Origin of the sequence: Mesorhizobium sp. M7A.T.Ca.US.000.02.2.1, from assembly GCF_003996995.1 — a bacterium.
Classification (GTDB): domain Bacteria; phylum Pseudomonadota; class Alphaproteobacteria; order Rhizobiales; family Rhizobiaceae; genus Mesorhizobium.
In genome coordinates this window covers 1-17,135 of the sequence record NZ_RZTT01000019.1, presented here as the reverse complement: position 1 = coordinate 17,135, position 17,135 = coordinate 1, and the positions used below count along the sequence as shown (strand labels likewise).

Genomic DNA, 17,135 nt, shown 5'->3' with positions numbered 1-17,135 from the left:
TGCTGGCCTTCGATGAGCGCTGCGATTTGAGCAAGCGGGTCGATACTTAGACATCGCGGAGCACCGCACGGAACCCAGCTCTATGGAGCTTGCCGGCGACTATTTACGTATTGAGCCATTCTCATAGTCTCATTCATGAGCAGTCCTGTGCGCAAGCATTGCTTTGCTAAATTCCCACCACAAGCGCGCCGCCGCTGAGACCCGCACCCGCTGCCGCCAAGAGGACTTTCTCGCCAGGCCGAAACGGCTGCGCCCGATGGGCCAGCGACAATGAGAGCGGGATCGTCGCGGCGGAAGAGTTGCCATATTCGGCGATCGTCTTGACGATCGAGTGATCAGCGATGCCGAGGTTCCTGCCGACCGCGTCGAAAATGCGCGCATTGGCCTGATGCGGCACGAAACGATTGAGGTCTTGCGGCCTCAGTCGGGCAGCAGTGAGCGCATCTCTCGAGCAGGCGGTCATCATCTCCACGGCCTTGCTGAATACTTCACGGCCGTCAGTGATCGTCATCCGTGTCTGCGCGAGGTCGAGGTCGGCATGGAACGGAGTGTTGCTTCCCCCGGCGGGAATCTGGATTAGCCCGTAGCGCGAGCCGTCGGAATCCACCGAAGCGCCGAGAATGCCTCGATCCGGGTCATCGCAAGGACTGATCACCATGGCGCCGGCGGCATCGGCAAACAGCACGGCGCTGGCGCGCTCGGCCAAATTGATGCGGTGGCTGAGGATGTTGGCGGCGATGACAAGGCTCGCTTTGCCGTGCAGGCGGGTGAACCCGTCGGCGAACATCAGCGCATAGATGAAGCCGGCGCAGGCGCCGGTCAGGTCGATCGCTCCGGCGCGGCCTAGCCCCAGCCGATGTGCGACCAGCGGCGCGCTTGGCGGCAGAAGGTGATCGGGCGTCGACGTGGCGAGCAAGAGTAGACCGACGTCGCCGCGGTCGATACCGGCATTGGTCAGCGCCATGTCGCCGGCAGAGGCGGCAAGGCCCGACAGCGTGTCTTCGTCTGTTGCCCAGAAGCGCGAGCGAATTCCGGTGCGCCGCTCGATCCAGCCGGGCTCAAGCCCGAGCCGGTCTTCGATTTCCGGGTTCTCGACCTTGCGCGCCGGCGCATGATGGCCGAAGCCGAGAACGCGCGACGATAGGTTCATGGCCGCGAGCCGAAGCGTTCGCCGGCCTCCTCTATCGCGTCATAGAGCCCGTCCAATTCGTCGCTGGTGATGCAATAGGGCGGCAGAAGATAGAGGACATTGCCGAGCGGGCGCACCAACAGGCCGCGCTCAAGGAAAAAAGCGCGCAGTTTTGGCCCGATCTCGGCCAGATAACCGGCTGAGCCGGTGCGTAGGTCGAGTGCCGCGATGGTGCCGGTTGTCCGGCAGTCGGTGAAATATGGATTGTCCCGGAAGCGTTGCAGCCCCGCGGCCTGCCTCGCGCTCAAGACCGCGATCCGCTCGGCCACCGGCTCGTCACGCCAGATCTCGACATTGGCAAGTGCTGCCGCGCAGGCGATCGGATTGGCGGTGTAGGAGCTCGAATGGAAAAACGTCTTCTTGCGATCCTCCGAAAAGTGAGCGTGGAAGATGGCATCGGTGGCGATCGTGGCGGCCAGCGGGATGGTACCACCGGTCAGACCTTTCGACGTGCACAAGATGTCCGGCGAGACGGACGCCTGTTCGCAGGCAAACATGGTTCCGGTGCGCCCCCAGCCGGTCATCACTTCATCGGCGATCAGCAGCGTGCCGGAGGCTTCGGCGATCCTCTTCAATTCGGCAAGAACCCAGGCCGGATACATCAGCATGCCGCCGGCGCCAAGCACCAGCGGCTCGACGATCAGCGCGGCTGCGCGCCGGTCGCTGCTAACGGCCTCGAACCGATCCAGCGTTTCCTGCTCGCGCCCGGCGGCCGGGAAGGGGATGGCGTCGACCTCGAACAGCAAAGGATCATAGGCGGCGTTGAAGACGCCGCGGGCGCCGACGCTCATCGCCCCGATCGTGTCGCCATGATAGCTGTGCTCCATGACGGCGATGCGCGAACGCGGCGCGCCGATGTTGCGGAAATAGCCGAGCGCCATCTTCAGCGCGACTTCGACTGAGGTCGAGCCACTGTCGGAATAGAACACCCGGTCGAGGCCGGCGGGTGCGATGCCGACAAGCGCCTCGGCCAGCCGTTCGGCCGGCTCGTGGGTGAAGCCCGCGAAGATGATCTGGTCGAGGCTCGACGCGGTCGTCTCGATGGCCTTCATGATGCGGGGGTGGCGATGGCCATGGGTGACGACCCACCAGGAAGAAATCGCATCGAGGATGCGGAAGCCGTCGGCCTTGTGGAGATAGGCGCCTTCAGTCAGCACGATTTCAGGGACCGAGGGCTCTAGCGCGTGCTGCGTGAACGGATGCCAGACTCGAGACTCCGCCATCAGTCGCCTCCGGCAATCATGGCCAGGTCGAAGCCGGAAATCATTGCATCTCTCAACGTTTCACCCGTCAGCGGACCGAGGTGCGGCAGCCTACCCAGCTGCGGCACGCCGCCGAATTCCACGATTGTCCTTTGTGTATCGGCCACCTCTTCGCCAATGAAGGCAATGCCGATGAGCGGGATGGAGCGGGCTCTCAGGGCCTCGATCGACAACAGCGTATGATTGATGGTGCCAAGCGCGGTGCGGGCGCACAGTATGACCGGCAGCCGCCATTGTTCAAATATGTCAATGAACCTTGTCTGTCGATTGAGCGGCACCATCAGCCCGCCGGCGCCTTCGATGACGAGCGGTGTCGGCAGGACCGGAAATGAAAGATCGTCGGCCTCGATCGCGACGCCGTCGATTTCGGCTGATCGATGCGGCGACAGCGGCATCGTCAGTCGATAGACTTCGGGCAGCACGCGTCCGTCGGGCAAGCCGGAAAGCCGGGCGACGACCTCGCTGTCGGTCTCCTCGTTGAGGCCCGATTGCACCGGCTTCCAGTAGAAGCCGTCGAGCAGCCCGGCAAGTCCGGCCGAAAACACTGTCTTGCCAATTCCAGTGTCTGTTCCGGTGACGACGATGCGTTTGGTCATGCTGTGGCCAACACTCCGACGAGAGCCTCGACCATGGCGGAAATGTCGGCTTCGTCGACGTTGAGAGTCAGCGAAATGCGCAGGCGCGACGTACCCTCAGGCACTGTCGGCGGGCGAATGCCGCGTATGTCGAAGCCGCGTGCCTGCAGTCCTGCCGCCACCGCCATGGTGCGGCTGTTATCGCCGATCACAAGCGGCTGGATCTGCGAACCGCTGGGCATCACGCCGCAGCGTTCGGCCAATTGCCGGCTCGCGAAAGCGACACGCTCGTGCAACTGAGCACGACGCATAGGCTCGTCAGACAGAATAGTCAGCGCCTCACGTGCCGCGACTGCCATCAGCGGCGATGGTGCGGTCGCATAGATGAATGGCCGGCACCGGTTGATAAGATAGTCGCACAGTGTTCGCGGTCCGGTAACGAGCGCGCCGGATGCGCCAAGCGCCTTGCCGCATGTGTGGAGCGTGACGATGTTGTCGCGGCCTTCATACGCGGCGGCCAGTCCCCGGCCGTCCGGTCCCCAGACGCCGGTGGCATGCGCTTCATCGACGACGATGAATGCCTGGTACCGATCAGCCAGCGCGACCAGGCTCTCCACCGGCGCACGGTCGCCATCCATGCTGTAAAGGCTTTCTAAGGCGATCCACACCCGCCCCATGCCGCCTTCGGCGCGCCAGCGGGTGATTGCGTCCTCGACAGCGTCGACGTCGTTGTGCGCGGCCAGCTTGAACTCAGCGCGCCCGACCTGGGCACCCTCATGCATGCTGGCATGAGCGAGCTCGTCGAGGACCAGCAGGTCGCCTTTCTGCGGCAGGGCCGTCAGCAGAGCGAAGTTGGCGATATAGCCGCTGCCGAAGAACAGTGCACGCTCGGCTCCGAAAAATGCCGCTGCGTCCGCCTCCAGTTGCTCATGTTCCGGTGCATTGCCGCGCAACAGCCGCGATCCGGTGGCGCCCACTGGCGTGCCCCGCGCAATCGCCGTCGAAACCGCATCGCCCAGTCTTTTGGAGGCGGCAAGTCCGATATAGTCGTTCGACGAGAAGTCGAGCCCGGCGCGCGGTGCGAGCGTCCGCAACCGGTCCTTGCGCCCCAGTCCCCGCAAGGTTGCGTCATAGCGGGCAAGAATTGCCTCCTTCATTGCGTGGCGAGTTCCATAGGCTCAATGCCGAGGCGCCGGAACAGAAGGGTATCCTTGTCCTCGCCGGGATTTCCCGCCGTCAGCAGCGTGTCGCCGACAAAGATCGAATTGGCCCCGGCAAAGAAGCACAGCGCCTGCGTTTCGTCGCTCATCGCCGTCCTGCCGGCGGACAGCCTTACATAGGATTTCGGCATCATCACCCGCGCGAGCGCAACGATGCGGACGAAATCGATCGGATCGATGGCGTCGGCCGCGGCAAGCGGCGTGCCTTCGATGGGAATAAGCATGTTGATCGGCACGCTTTCCGGCGGCTCAGGCAGGTTCGCGAGCGTGACCAGCATGTCGATGCGATCGGTCTTTTCTTCTCCCATCCCGACAATGCCGCCGCAGCAGACTTTCATCCCAACCGCGCGCACGTGCCCAAGCGTTTCCAGCCGGTCGGCAAAAGTCCTGGTTGAAATAACCTCGCCATAGTAGCGCTCAGAGGTATCGATGTTGTGGTTATAGTAGTCGAGACCGGCCTGCTTCAGGCGAGCAGCTTGCTCAAGATCGAGCATGCCGAGCGTCATGCAGGTCTCCATGCCGAGGGCCTTGACGTCCTCAATCATGGCGACCACAACGTCCATGTCGCGCTCCTTGGGACTTCGCCACGCCGCGCCCATGCAATAGCGCGTTGCGCCGCCATCACGCGCCTTGGCCGCTTCGTCGATGACATGCTTGACGTCCACCAGCTTCGACGCCTTCACACCGGTTTCGTAATGCGCAGACTGGCTGCAATAGCCGCAATCTTCGGGGCACCCGCCGGTCTTGATGCTAAGGAGCCGCGACAGCTGCACTCGGTTTCGATCGAAGTTCTGGCGGTGGATCGTCTGAGCCAGGAACAGCAGATCGTTGAATGGCATGCCGTAGATGGCCTCGGCCTCTTTGCGGTTCCATCGCGGAGGCGTTCCATCGACCGATTGCATGGTCTGGTTCACGTCGAACTCCGAGTTCATTCCAATCGTCATCGTCAAACCTTTGTTTGCTAGTCCGGTACGCCTTCTTGGCTTTGGGGCGCACTCGCTAAAGGCGAGCTGCGGCACGTCTTTCCAGCACCTCCTACGCCTGCCGAGCTGATGTTGCTCCTCACGCCGTAATCCTCAGTTCAAGTGCTTGCAGATGTTCTGGTGGTCCGGCATGTCCAGGCCGATGTCGAGGATCGGGGCGCTGTGCGTCAGCCAACCCATGGAGATGAGATCGACACCGGTCGCCGCAATCGCCGCCGCCGTTTTCGGCATCACCCGACCGGACGCCTCGGTGATCGTACGGCCATCCACTATAGAAACCGCGCGGGCAAGATCCTCGACCGACATATTGTCGAGCAGCACCGCGTCAACACCAATCGCGAGCGCTGCATCGAGCTGCTTCAGCGTGTCGACCTCGACCTCGACCTTCACCATATGCCCTGCTGCGGCGCGCGCCCGCTCTATTGCTGTGCGGATATCGCCGGCGATCGCGATGTGGTTGTCCTTTATGAGCACGCCGTCATCGAGGCCGAACCGGTGATTGGCACCGCCGCCGACGCGCACGGCGTATTTCTCCAATGCCCGCAGCCCGGGCGTCGTCTTTCGCGTCGATACAATCCTCGCCTTGTGACCGCGCACGGCCTCAACCATGGCCGCTGTGGCAGTGGCAATGCCGCTCAGCCGGCATAAGAAATTGAGGGCCGTGCGTTCGGCCGTGAGCAGGCCTCGTGCGGGTCCGGACAATCTTGCAATGGTTTCCCCGGCCCCAACCTCGCTGCCATCAGGGCGCCAGATCTGGATGTTGATCGCCGGTTCCACGAGAAGGAAGGCATACGAGACCAGATCGAGCCCGGCAACGACGCCCGCCTGCCTCGCTTTGAGCACCAACGTGGCAGTGCAATCATACGGGATAACCGCATCGGTGGTCAGGTCGCCGGATCTGCCCAGGTCTTCGAGGAGCGCAACGCGCACAATCGGTTCGATCAGGGTCGCGGGGAGGGGGGAGAATGAAGTCATATCAAGTGCTCCGTATGGTAGCCCGGCAATCGAGTGCGGCCGCGGCCCGCATTGCGCTGTGCAGTGTGAGCCGTGATGGGCGCACGTTGGCATCGTGGAGCGGGAAATCGGACCGACAGTGCGCGCCTCGACTCTCTTCCCGCCTCAGGGCCGCCGCGGCGATCATCAGTGAGACCAAAGCCGGACCAGAGGCAGCGACACTATTGGCTGCGATCGGCAGCAGGGTCGCCACCGCTTCGCGCATTGCCTCGCCGTCGCGGATGATACCCAGGGCGGCGGAGACAATCGGGCGGACCACGGAAGCGTCTGGTCGTGGAGGGACGAATGTGGAGCATCTGCGCGGTCGCCGGGTATACGACGTGCCGGCAACGCTTTCGGCAACCCAGCTCGCGGTGACCGCCGCTTCGGTGAGCGAGTTGCTGGCCAGGCGGTTGGCGCCGTGCAGGCCGGTACAGGCCACCTCACCGCAGGCCCACAATCCCTCGATGGAGCTGCGGCCGGCGCTGTCTACGGCGACGCCGCCCATGTGATAATGTGCCGCCGGGCGCACCGGGATCACGTCGGTCGCGGGGTCGATTCCTGCGCTCCGGCACAATTCGGCGATGCCTGGAAAACGCTTGCCAAATCTCGGGCCGAGACTTTGCCGTGCGTCCAGGAATACGCGGCGTCCAACGGCAAGCTGGTGCCAAATGGCGCGCGCTACGACGTCGCGAGGCGCAAGTTCACCGCCAGGTGTGTCGGCGAGGAAGCGCTCTCCTCGCTCATCGATGAGCACCGCGCCTTCGCCACGCACGGCTTCGCTCACCAGCGGCATCGGCCGGCGCGGACCGTCGAGCGCAGTTGGATGGAACTGTATGAATTCCAAGTCGGCGAGTTCCGCCCCCGCCCATGCGGCGAGCGCCAGCCCGTGACCCCATGAGCCAGCGGGGTTTGTCGTGTCGCAAAACAGCCCGCCGACGCCGCCGGTCGCCAGCACCGCGCGACGCGTGGGCAGAGCGAGCGCGCCGGCTCGTCCTGCTGCGACCACGGCGATGACCGACCCGTCCTGCACGACCAGCCGGCGGACCTCCACATTTTCGATAATGGTGATCGAGGCTGTACGCCGAACCGCGGCGACGAGCGCGCGCACCAACTCGCGACCGGTGGCGTCGCCGGCTGCATGCACAATCCGCCGTCGCGAGTGTGCCGCCTCGAGCCCAAGTCGCAACGCGCGGTCAGGGTGCTGGTCGAAGTCGACGCCGAACCTTTGGATCGTCCTAATCGCTTCGGGTGCAGCTCGTACCACTCGCCGCACCGTGGCCTCATCGCAGAGTCCGTCGCCGGCAGCTATCGTGTCGCAAAGGTGAAAATCTGGGCCGTCGTCGCCCCCGAGACTTGCCGCAAGACCGCCCTGGGCAAGTTCACTGCAGGCTCCGGTTCCAAGCGGCGCGTTGGTCAAAAGCACGACCGGTTCCGGCGCCAGATGAAGCGCCGTCATCAGGCCGGCAATGCCGCCGCCGATGACGACCGGCGCCCCGGCGATGTCGCGAACCTCCAGACTCATAGGGAAAGCATGCGCTCGACCGCGCGGCGGGCGGGGCCGGCAATTTCGGGATCAATCCGGACCTCATGCCGGTTCTGCTCGAGTGCGGCGCGAATGTTAGCCAGGTTGATGCGCTTCATGTGCGGGCACAGATTGCATGGGCGAACGAACTCGACGTCGGGATGCGCGACCGCGACGTTGTCGCTCATCGAACATTCGGTCAGAAGGACGACACGCGTCGGTTTCTCACGCTCGACATAATCCGACATCGCCGCGGTCGAGCCGGAGAACTCCGCCTCCGCGACAACGTCTGGTGGGCATTCTGGATGGGCCAGCACGATGACGCCTGGATGGGCATCGCGCAGTTCCCGGATGTCTGCTGCGGTGAAGCGCTCATGCACCTCGCAATGGCCTTTCCAGGCGATGATCTCTACGTCTGTATCGGCTGCCACGTTCCTCGCCAGATATTCGTCCGGGAGCATCAGCACACGCGCCACGCCAAGCGATTCCACCACCGCCTTGGCGTTGCCGGACGTGCAGCAGATGTCGGACTCCGCTTTTACGGCGGCGGAAGTGTTGACGTAAGTAACAACGGGGACCCCCGGATACCGCAGCCGCATTAGCCGCACGTCGTTTGCCGTGATCGATTCGGCCAGCGAGCAGCCGGCGCGGAGATCCGGGATGAGCACGGTCTTGTTCGGATTGAGCAGTTTTGCCGTCTCGGCCATGAAATGAACGCCGGCAACCACGATGATGTCGGCGTCGACCGTCACCGCCTTGTGGGCCAACGCCAGGCTGTCGCCGACGATGTCTGCCACGCAATGAAAAATTTCGGGCGTCTGGTAATTGTGCGCCAGCACCACCGCATTGCGCTCACGCTTCAGCGCTAAGATGGCTTCAATATCGCCGGCGAACGCGGGCCATTCAACGGGTGGGATCACCCGCCGGACACGCTCATACAGGGACGCAGCCATAGGTAACGCCCCAGTCATTGGCGCCTCGATTATATTCGGTTTGACAATAAGGGAATATATCTACCTTGACTATAAGTATGTCAAGCCCGCGCCAGCGGTAATTTTGTCCCGGCGATAGCCCTGTCGTCGAGGACGGCATGCCGGAAGCGATAAAGCTTCGCCGGTCGGCCGCCCGTGTCGAGGGAGGTCTCCCCGGTCTCCTCAACAAGTTCCTGCTGCTCGACCAATCTCCGGAAGTTCGGCTTGTTGATCAGCCTGCCAGCCAAAGCTTCCACGGTTCGCTGCAGTTGCAGCAGCGTGAAGGAAGGCCGCATAAGCTCGAACACGACCGGCCGGTATTTGATCTTCGAACGCAGCCGCGCGATCCCGGTTGCCAGAATACGTCGGTGGTCAGCGACCATTGGTTTGCCAGCCGCGGCCGCAATCGCGTCCCTGCCGCCACCGGCCTCCTCAATCAGAGCAGCTTCATAGAGCAACTCGTAGCGTTGGAGCGTGAGTTCCTCGTTCCAATGGCGGTCGTCGAAGCCGAAGGCTATCGCAGCGCGCTGCCGGCGCTCGCGTTGAGTGGTCGGCTCGCTGGCGCCGCCGGCCCACTCAATCAGGCGGGGCCGCAATCTATCGAGCAGCACAGGCGGCGTGCCGAAGCGGTGGTCCTCCCAGGGAAAATATTCGTACCAACTTTGCCAGCCGCACGCGGCCGAGTTCGTTGCCTGTTCCTTCCTGGTCAATGCGAGATAGCTGATTGAGATGACGCGATGGTGGCGCTCAGTGCCGATGCGATCGCGATCGGCGAAGGTGTAGAGTTGCTCGATGTATCCAAGTGCATGGCCGGTCTGCTGCTCCACCCACCCCCTCAAACCCGACTGCAGTGATCGATGCTCAAGGGCAAAAGGTCCAGAAGGGAGGGTGTCCGCATGACCGACTGTGAGGACACAGGGCTCACTGTCGTTTACGGCGACCACGACGGCAGTCAGGTCCACTTTAGCTTCGTCAGCTTTGACGGCGGCTTTGCCTTTCTTGGTTCTTCTTGTCTGAGGATCCATGTTTGCGAAAGCGGGTTGGCCCAACGGAGCGCCTTAATCGATTGAATGTAACCTTGGCAGCCAGCACGTCAACACCGGAGTACTCAAGCGCTGTTTTTAGCTCTTCGCAGTCGCACAAAAATATGCCAAACGCGACACCCGCTGTTGGTAACGTAAGGGAAGGGGCCTCGGTTGAGCGCGGCTGGTGAGATAAAAGGGATGACTCCTCCAGATATTCGATCGCGAAAAGGCCAGACGCCACTTGTATGCTTGACGGCCTACACCACGCCGGTCGCGAGGCTGCTCGATCGCCACTGCGACATCGTTCTTGTCGGCGACAGCGTCGGCATGGTGCTGCACGGCCTGTCGTCGACGCTGGGGGTCACGCTCGACATGATGATCATGCACGGACAGGCCGTTCGCCGCGGCCTTGAACACGCGCTGATGGTCGTCGACCTGCCCTTCGGTTCCTACGAGGAAAGCCCAGAGCACGCTTTCGGCAACGCTGCGCGCGTGATGGGTGAGACCGGTTGTTCAGCGGTAAAGATCGAGGGCGGCGAGACCATCGCGGAAACCATCCGCTTCCTTACCGCGCGCGGCGTACCTGTCATGGCCCATGTGGGCCTGACGCCGCAGGCGGTAAACACGTTTGGAGGCTATCGTGTGCAGGGCCGGGGAGCCGATGCAGAGCGGATCAGGCGCGACGCCAGGGCGGTAACCGAAGCGGGCGCCTTCTCCTTGGTGCTGGAAAAGATACCGGAGCAGCTTGCACGGCAGATAACCGCCGATATCGACATACCCACAATCGGCATCGGTGCCTCGCCAGCTTGCGACGGCCAGATTCTGGTGAGCCACGATATGCTCGGGCTCTTCACCTCATTTCGGCCGAAGTTCGTCAAACGCTATGCCGAGCTCGGTGAGCAGGCTGAGGCGGCAATCGCCGCTTACGCCACCGATGTGCGGAACCGGCACTTTCCGGCGGTCGAACATCTCTATGTCAACGCCTTGAAGGCCGGTGACTTCACATGAGCGTGCCGATCGCTCGGACCGTGAGCGAGCTGCGCGGCGTCGTTGCGCAATGGCGTCGCTCGGGTGCCACGATCGGTATTGTGCCGACCATGGGAGCCTTGCACGACGGGCATCTGAGCCTCGTGCGGAAGGCGCTCGAAAGGGCCGAGCGGGTGATCGTGACGCTGTTCGTAAACCCCAAGCAGTTCAACAGCCCCGCCGACCTGATTGCCTACCCTCGGACGGAAAGCGACGATGCTGCCAAGCTCGCTCTGCTGGGCACGCATCTGCTCTATGTGCCGGACACAGAGGAAATGTACCAGGTGGGCTTCGCCACGGCCGTTTCAGTGTCCGGCATCAGCGAATGCCTTTGCGGCGCATTCCGGCCCGGCCATTTCAATGGCGTGGCGACGGTCGTGGCCAAGCTCTTCCTGCAGGCCGGCGCTGACTTCGCCTTTTTTGGCGAAAAGGATTTTCAGCAACTTCAGCTTGTCAGGCGCTTGGTCCGGGATCTCGACATTCCGATCACTATTGTGCCCTGTCCGACAGTCCGCGAAGCCGATGGTCTTGCGCTATCGTCGCGTAACGTGCGGCTCTCCCCAGCCCAACGCGCCATTGCCCCAAAACTAGCATCGGTCCTGCTCGATACGGCCGAGCGGCTTGCACGCGGCTCCCCCATCCTGCCTACGCTTGATGAAGCGCGTGCAGCAATTCTGGCTGCCGGCTATCGCGAGCTCGAATACCTGGAGCTTCGCGGAGAAACAGACCTGCAATCGTTAGCAAGCCTTGACCGACCGGCACGCTTGCTTGCTGCGGCTTGGCTTGGCGACACGCGGCTCATCGATAACGTCGCAATATCACCCATTGGTAGTTGGTCAGGTGGGCGGAGCTCTCTCCAATCGGAAGCAGCACAGCAATTGCGGTGATGACGGCGGCGCGTCTGCCCTGCAGGGACAGGCCATCATTTAGAATCACGTCTCCGTCGACTTCCAGCAACCTCCGCGAGGTACGCTAAGCGCAGATGCATCGCGTATTTGAAACCTTGGTCGAGCAACTCTCTGCAAGCGTCGATGCCGTCGATCTCCATGAGGCAATGGCGTCCGCCGCAGCCGGGTTCGACTTTCCGCTCTTCGCTTATTTCACCTACCCATCCGCTTCCGGCGACAGGCCACGATTTATCTCGAATTATCCATCATCATGGACATCACATTACCTGCAACAGCGCTACCACAGCGTGGATCCCGTGATCCTGCGGGGACTGCGGGGCTGGGATACCTTCGACTGGGGTGTGGACCGCGATCACCGTTATTTGCCGACCTCTCAGCAGGAAGTCCTGGAAAAAGCAGCTGAGTTCGGCATTCGCGGCGGACTGACCATGTCGATGCATGATCATCGCGGCCGGTTCGCCGCACTGACCTTCGCCTCCAACGAGGCGCATCCGCCATTTCTGAGGTCGCTGACGCGCTACGAAAAAGCAATGCAACTGGTTGCGATCAACGTTCATATCCATGCCCGGCGCAGGCTCGCCGAAGATTGCGTGGTAGATGGCATAACGCTCACCCGGCGGGAGTTCGAGTGCCTGAAATGGGCGGCGTGCGGCAAGTCGGCCTGGGATATCAGCCAGATTCTCGGTGTCTCGAAACGCACCGTGACCTTCCATCAGGAAAACGCCAAGGCGAAGCTTGGCGTGCGAACCATCAACCAGGCCGTAGTGCGGATGGCTGCTCGGGCGAGATCCTGATCCTCTCCAAGTCTAGCTGTAAAGGTCTACAGGCTGCATTCATGACGGCTTTGCCCTTCGATTGCGTGGACACATCCCGCACGGAGACGACAATGATGCAGCTGATAACACCCGACTGCTACGCCGAGTTTGCGAGCGAACTCAAGGAAATGCACGGACTTAGGTATCGGGTTTTCAAGAAGCGGCTCGATTGGGAAGTGCAGACCGAAGGCGAAATGGAAACGGACCCGTTTGACAGCCTGAACCCCGTCTACCTGCTTCTCAAGGGGTCCGATTGGCGAACTTGCGGCTGCGTCCGCCTTTTGCCGACCACCGGACCGACAATGTTGCGCGATACGTTTCCGACGCTGCTGGATGAGATGGTGGTCCCTGCGAGTGCCGATGTCTGGGAGAGTAGTCGTTTCGCGCTCGATCTCCCTGCGACAGCGCCGAAGGCAGCTGGCGGCCTGGCCCAAGCAACCTACGAGCTCTTCGCGGGGATCATCGAATTCGGCTTGGCCAACAATCTCTCCGGGATCGTAACGGTGACAGATACGCGCATCGAAAGGATCCTTCGTCTCGCGACCTGGCCGTTGTCACGTATCGGACAGCCCAAGCAGGTCGGCAACACCGAGGCAGTCGCCGGCTTCCTCGATATTTCCTACGCCAGTCTCTTGCGCATCCGCTGGAGGGGACGCCTCAACGGGCCGGTGTTGTGGCAACCAGTTCTCATCCAATCGGCATAGCGCCTGCGGATGCTCAGCCGTGACTTGAGTTAAGTCTGCTCACGGCCGCCACCGCCGCCGTGAGGGTGAGCGGACCCGCCCCCACGAGCTTTCGACTGTTCCGGTCGATTGGCTCGCGCGGCCGGACTTTGGATTTCCGTAGGCGCAACCCGGAGTCCAGCGTGAGCACGCCAAAATGGCGCCCCTCCGCTTCGTCCAAAGAAGCCAACGTGGCTTCTGAGGTCGTCTTAGAATATTGGACCGGCCGCCGTGAGCGATCGCAACCTCAAACCTTTGCCGGTATGCCGGTTTGGCCGGACCGTCGGCCAGTCGGAGCAGTCCCCTGATAAGGACCCGAGCTGACGCGCGGTCCAACAGCGCCCGAGCCTATGCTTTGTGCATTACCGTTCGGTTGGCCATGTCGTCCAAGACCGCATGAAGAAGGCTTCCAACCTCCTGCGCAGCGAGCTCTGGCGCAATTCCTACATCGGACAATTGAATGAGCATTTTCTTGGCAGAACAGCGCCAGAACGCACTCGCCGCCTCGCCGTTCTTGGTCTCGAGGGCCTGGGCGATACTTTCGACCAATATACGTCGCCGATGCAGCGGAAATACGCAAATGTTTGATTCATGCATCAATCACCTCACAGATTCAGTTCCACAAAGAAAAACACCGGCGTCTTCAAAAGAGCCCCGCTAGCGCGGTGACGGTTCGCGGCGACATGACGAGTTCCACTTCCCCATCGACAAGCCATTGGGAGATGAGCCGCCGGACCGCATATCCGGGACCGCACATAAGGTGAACCACCATTGCTCATCCGGCTGCATTTTCCTGGGCCGTTCGACGAGGCGTTCCAGCCGAATTGACGTCCAATGACTTGATCTCTGAAAGGGCAGGGCGGTACGAATCACCCGATTGTTCCGCTGCTTACATTCCTGCGAGCTTGTGTATGAACGATTAAAGCGTGCCCGAGCCGTTCTTGGTGGCCGCCGAAGAAGGGAATCATGTCATCCGCTGCCTATCGTAGGCGGCGCGACTTCTAGCATGACTGCACTGCCCCGACAGGGCTTTGCAATCGCGCGTTTCGAAGCCTATGCTTTGGCATCGGCCGGCATTTACTTCGGTGCAGCCGACAGTAAGACGTACGCGCTCTTGCCCCGTTGGAAGAGAGCCTTGCCCGATCCCTCTTTCGCGACCAGGTGCTGAAGCCCTCACCCCGCAGGACTTCGCGCTTTTGCGACCATCGCTGCATCACGTCGAACCGGGCATCAAGGACAAGTTGGAGGTCGCGCATCAGCCGATCAAGAACGTATATTTTCCCGAGAGGGGCATCGCGTCGGTGGTCGCCACCATGACCGGCGGGCGGCAAGGTGAAGTCGGCATTGTCGGCGATGACGGGATGAAAGGAATTGCCGTCATTCTCGGAAAGGAAAGCACTACCTGGCGCCTGCCGGTTGAAAACCTTCGCCCTGCGATTAGCCCGTCGCTTCGCACCTCAGTGCTGGACTATGCCCACGCGTTCCTCATCCAATCATGCCGGACGGCACTGGTCAATGGCCACTCCAAGATCGAAGAACGGCTGGCCCGCTGGCAGCTGATGGTCCACGACCGTGCGGAAGGAGATAAGATCCTCCCGACGCATGAATTTCTGGCGACCATGCTCGCGCCCACCGCCCGGGGTCACCACGGCCCTGCAAATGCTTGAGTATCGAGGACTGGTGCACGCCAAGCGCGGCGAGATCACGATCGTGCCGGATTGATAAAGCTCACACATGGCGCTTATGACAAGGAGGAGCAGCGTTATTTCGGCCTGGCCGCTGCCTGAAGCATGTCGGGTTGAAACGGGTTCAGCCGACGTCTCCTTGCCCTTCACCAGGTCGCCCAAAAGCATCAGCGGTTTTGAACGAATCGCAGCGATTGTCCGCAATCGGACATAGGCTTGAAGGCGGTCGAATTCGTGCCATAAGTCGGGTTGGTCAGGGTTCAGGGAGGAATTCGTCATGACCAATTCGTTTCACACCGTCACCGTCGAAAAAGCCGCCGAAGCCTATGTCCTTTCCAGGGGAAGGGTCCGCTTTCTCTCCATGGCGCAGGCGATCCGCACCATCCGAACACTAATGCCGGCATGCAAGGCCACCGAACGCGAGTTGGAGGAACTGTTGGCGGCCGCTTCCTTCGTTCATGCGTGCCCCTTCGACACAAAAACAGCCGATGGTGTAGAACCACGGCTGCATTCCTAAGAGGGCATGCCGCGCCATGCAGACTGTCAGAGGGCATTCGTCAGATGGTAGTCCGCTAACTTAACTGCAGAGTCTAAAGGACGTGTTCCAGCATTGCGAACTCACCGATCGCTTTGTTGCAAAGCTGCCAGCAAGCGATCGCCTCGTCCATCCGTTTGCACCATCTCATCACAGACATCATCGGCGATGCTACCTGTCCAGCATATGTCCAGCATTTCGCAAGGCGGCCAGAAGGAGCCTCGCATAGCCTGTGACATCGATCTGGGCCTGCATCGAAAGGGGCATGCTGGTCCAGTTCTCCAACGGTGCAATGAAAGGTGAGAAGGTGCCATTGACAAGGCAACAACAGCTAACAAGGCCCTCTCGGTCCAATGCCACCACACCGATCTTGTCGCCTGGATATCCAATGGCTGCGACTCGCTGGACCTCCAGGTCACCGTCCACCCGCACGTCAAAAAGAAGGCTACCACGGCTCCTCGTGGCTATCTCAGCCGCCTTCTCATCAAAGCTTGAAGAGAGCAAGCGGACGCTTTCCACCGCCATCTGGAAAATCACCAAATCCAGTTCATTCACGGCCATATGGGCATTTCCGCGCAATGGGTGGTGATTGCAATGACACATACTGCTTGTTCACAGATGTCGGTCACGAACGATCATTCGTCGGGTTCCGGTTCCGACCAACGGTGTCGCCACCTGATCGTGCTGCGGTTCGAACCTTCCTAACGCGAGCCGAGCGCGCTATGAGGTTGGAGTCTAGGTCTCGGACCTTGCCTCGCGGCTTGCTCATCTTTGGCAGACCCGCTGCAACGCCGCGCGATGGCGCAAACGCCAGATGACGCTGATCCATCGCTTGATCGTGAACTGAGCTTCTGAACACCATTGGGACAGCAGGGTGGAAGGGCTTGACCAACGCCGCCCCCGTTTTCCAAGAGGACCCGTCCTCGATTGAATCTTTCGAGCCCCGTGCGGCGCGCAGCCAAATGATGACCATCTGGACCCTGCTCGCAGACCGCAAGGCAAAGAGGGAACCTTCCAGGCAGCCAAGCTGCGCCGACGCAAAGAGCGACCTTTGGAATTCCCAAGAATTGAGCCTTCCATAGTTGCAACAGGCAACCACTGCACGAGTGTGGGAGAGCGAATCGCAAGCATTGCGTGAGGTCCTGCGCGTTTTCCCCTCTTTGCTATTTGGCACATCGTTTGCGCCGAAGTGGGCGCAGCGTTCGACCGGAGCACTGCATGGGAGAGGGAGGAGCCCCACCCCGATCCGGTCAAGGAGAGAGACGGTGTTGGTTCCAAGAGTTCCCCGCGCGATCGCAGCGCCCCGCAAGCGCCATTTTGCCCGGACCTACGTGCAGGTACTTGCCGCCATAATCCTGGGTGCCGCAATCGGCTATTTCCATTTGGAGACCGGCCACAGCCTGAAGCCGCTCGGCGATGCCTTCGTCGAGGTCGTCAAGATAATCACCGTACCTGTCATCTTCCTGACAATAGCGACCGGCATTGCCGGCATGAGCGATCTGCAGAAGGTCGGCCGAGTTGCCGCCAAGGCGATGGTCTATTTTCTCACCTTCTCGACGCTCGCTTTTGTTGTCGGGCTGATTGTCACGAATATCGTTCAGCCTGGCGCCGGCCTCAACATCGATCCGGCCTCGCTCGATGTCGAAGCCGTTAAGGGCTATGTGGCCACGGCTCACGAGCAGTCCGTGACCAGCTTCCTGA

18 protein-coding genes are annotated in these 17,135 nt (G+C 61.5%); 7 read left to right on the top strand and 11 right to left on the bottom strand.

The features are described from left to right. Nucleotides 1-166: 166 nt before the first annotated feature. From EOD15_RS03565 to EOD15_RS03525, 9 genes are all read right to left on the bottom strand, one after another. Nucleotides 167-1,150, bottom strand: a complete 984-nt coding sequence (locus tag EOD15_RS03565; protein WP_024505575.1) for a beta-ketoacyl-ACP synthase III — start codon at nucleotides 1,148-1,150, stop codon at nucleotides 167-169. Next, nucleotides 1,147-2,412, bottom strand: coding sequence for an adenosylmethionine--8-amino-7-oxononanoate transaminase (locus EOD15_RS03560; RefSeq protein ID WP_127248564.1), 1,266 nt, complete (start codon nucleotides 2,410-2,412; stop codon nucleotides 1,147-1,149). Before EOD15_RS03560 ends, EOD15_RS03565 begins: the two co-directional genes overlap by 4 nt. Then, the gene (gene bioD / locus EOD15_RS03555) at nucleotides 2,412-3,047 is read right to left on the bottom strand and encodes a dethiobiotin synthase (RefSeq protein ID WP_063169254.1); all 636 of its coding nucleotides are present in this window, start codon (nucleotides 3,045-3,047) and stop codon (nucleotides 2,412-2,414) included. Before bioD ends, EOD15_RS03560 begins: the two co-directional genes overlap by 1 nt. Beyond that, nucleotides 3,044-4,183 carry an 8-amino-7-oxononanoate synthase gene (locus EOD15_RS03550; RefSeq protein ID WP_127319498.1) on the bottom strand — a complete coding sequence of 380 codons (1,140 nt, stop codon included), beginning with the start codon at nucleotides 4,181-4,183 and terminating at the stop codon, nucleotides 3,044-3,046. The genes bioD and EOD15_RS03550 overlap by 4 nt, the downstream gene beginning before the upstream one ends. Continuing rightward, nucleotides 4,180-5,148: a biotin synthase BioB gene (bioB, locus tag EOD15_RS03545; RefSeq protein ID WP_245463568.1), complete on the bottom strand. Its 969-nt coding sequence runs from the start codon at nucleotides 5,146-5,148 to the stop codon at nucleotides 4,180-4,182. Before bioB ends, EOD15_RS03550 begins: the two co-directional genes overlap by 4 nt. Nucleotides 5,149-5,322: 174 nt before the next feature. Further along, on the bottom strand, nucleotides 5,323-6,204 hold the full coding sequence (gene nadC, locus EOD15_RS03540; RefSeq protein ID WP_024505570.1) for a carboxylating nicotinate-nucleotide diphosphorylase: 882 nt from the start codon (nucleotides 6,202-6,204) through the stop codon (nucleotides 5,323-5,325). A gap of 1 nt (nucleotide 6,205) precedes the next feature. Then, on the bottom strand, nucleotides 6,206-7,747 hold the full coding sequence (locus EOD15_RS03535) for an L-aspartate oxidase (protein WP_127330663.1): 1,542 nt from the start codon (nucleotides 7,745-7,747) through the stop codon (nucleotides 6,206-6,208). Further along, nucleotides 7,744-8,718 (bottom strand): quinolinate synthase NadA, encoded by a 975-nt coding sequence (gene nadA / locus EOD15_RS03530; protein ID WP_095486074.1) that lies wholly within the window; start codon nucleotides 8,716-8,718, stop codon nucleotides 7,744-7,746. The genes EOD15_RS03535 and nadA overlap by 4 nt, the downstream gene beginning before the upstream one ends. A 62-nt stretch (nucleotides 8,719-8,780) precedes the next feature. Continuing rightward, nucleotides 8,781-9,743: a hypothetical protein gene (locus EOD15_RS03525; protein ID WP_127319931.1), complete on the bottom strand. Its 963-nt coding sequence runs from the start codon at nucleotides 9,741-9,743 to the stop codon at nucleotides 8,781-8,783. 171 nt (nucleotides 9,744-9,914) lie between these two features. Between EOD15_RS03525 and panB the strand changes: the two genes are divergently transcribed. The 4 genes from panB to EOD15_RS03505 all read left to right on the top strand — a co-directional run bounded on the left by panB (nucleotide 9,915) and on the right by EOD15_RS03505 (nucleotide 13,196). After that, nucleotides 9,915-10,751, top strand: coding sequence for a 3-methyl-2-oxobutanoate hydroxymethyltransferase (panB, locus tag EOD15_RS03520; protein WP_127319929.1), 837 nt, complete (start codon nucleotides 9,915-9,917; stop codon nucleotides 10,749-10,751). Next, a complete protein-coding gene (gene panC, locus EOD15_RS03515; protein ID WP_024505565.1) occupies nucleotides 10,748-11,656 on the top strand; it encodes a pantoate--beta-alanine ligase in 909 nt (302 codons plus the stop codon). The genes panB and panC overlap by 4 nt, the downstream gene beginning before the upstream one ends. Before the next feature lie 95 nt (nucleotides 11,657-11,751). After that, the gene (locus EOD15_RS03510) at nucleotides 11,752-12,471 is read left to right on the top strand and encodes a LuxR family transcriptional regulator (RefSeq protein WP_024505564.1); all 720 of its coding nucleotides are present in this window, start codon (nucleotides 11,752-11,754) and stop codon (nucleotides 12,469-12,471) included. 92 nt (nucleotides 12,472-12,563) lie between these two features. Continuing rightward, the gene (locus EOD15_RS03505; RefSeq protein WP_024505563.1) at nucleotides 12,564-13,196 is read left to right on the top strand and encodes an acyl-homoserine-lactone synthase; all 633 of its coding nucleotides are present in this window, start codon (nucleotides 12,564-12,566) and stop codon (nucleotides 13,194-13,196) included. A 366-nt stretch (nucleotides 13,197-13,562) separates the two neighbouring features. Here EOD15_RS03505 and EOD15_RS36535 read toward each other — a convergent pair whose 3' ends face one another. Next, complete coding sequence (locus tag EOD15_RS36535) at nucleotides 13,563-13,811, bottom strand: DUF6074 family protein (protein WP_032899751.1); 249 nt, start codon at nucleotides 13,809-13,811, stop codon at nucleotides 13,563-13,565. A gap of 599 nt (nucleotides 13,812-14,410) precedes the next feature. Here EOD15_RS36535 and EOD15_RS03495 point away from each other — a divergent pair. Next, nucleotides 14,411-14,881 (top strand): hypothetical protein, encoded by a 471-nt coding sequence (locus EOD15_RS03495; protein WP_245463567.1) that lies wholly within the window; start codon nucleotides 14,411-14,413, stop codon nucleotides 14,879-14,881. 295 nt (nucleotides 14,882-15,176) lie between these two features. Beyond that, complete coding sequence (locus tag EOD15_RS03490; protein ID WP_127319927.1) at nucleotides 15,177-15,416, top strand: hypothetical protein; 240 nt, start codon at nucleotides 15,177-15,179, stop codon at nucleotides 15,414-15,416. A 189-nt stretch (nucleotides 15,417-15,605) separates the two neighbouring features. Here the strand turns inward: EOD15_RS03490 and EOD15_RS03485 are convergent, their stop codons facing one another. Then, entirely contained in the window at nucleotides 15,606-15,995 is a 390-nt protein-coding gene (locus EOD15_RS03485; protein ID WP_024505560.1) for a hypothetical protein, read from the bottom strand. Nucleotides 15,996-16,702: 707 nt separating this feature from the next. Here EOD15_RS03485 and EOD15_RS03480 point away from each other — a divergent pair. After that, on the top strand, nucleotides 16,703-17,135 hold a 433-nt coding region (locus EOD15_RS03480), incomplete at its 3' end, for a cation:dicarboxylase symporter family transporter (RefSeq protein WP_245463566.1).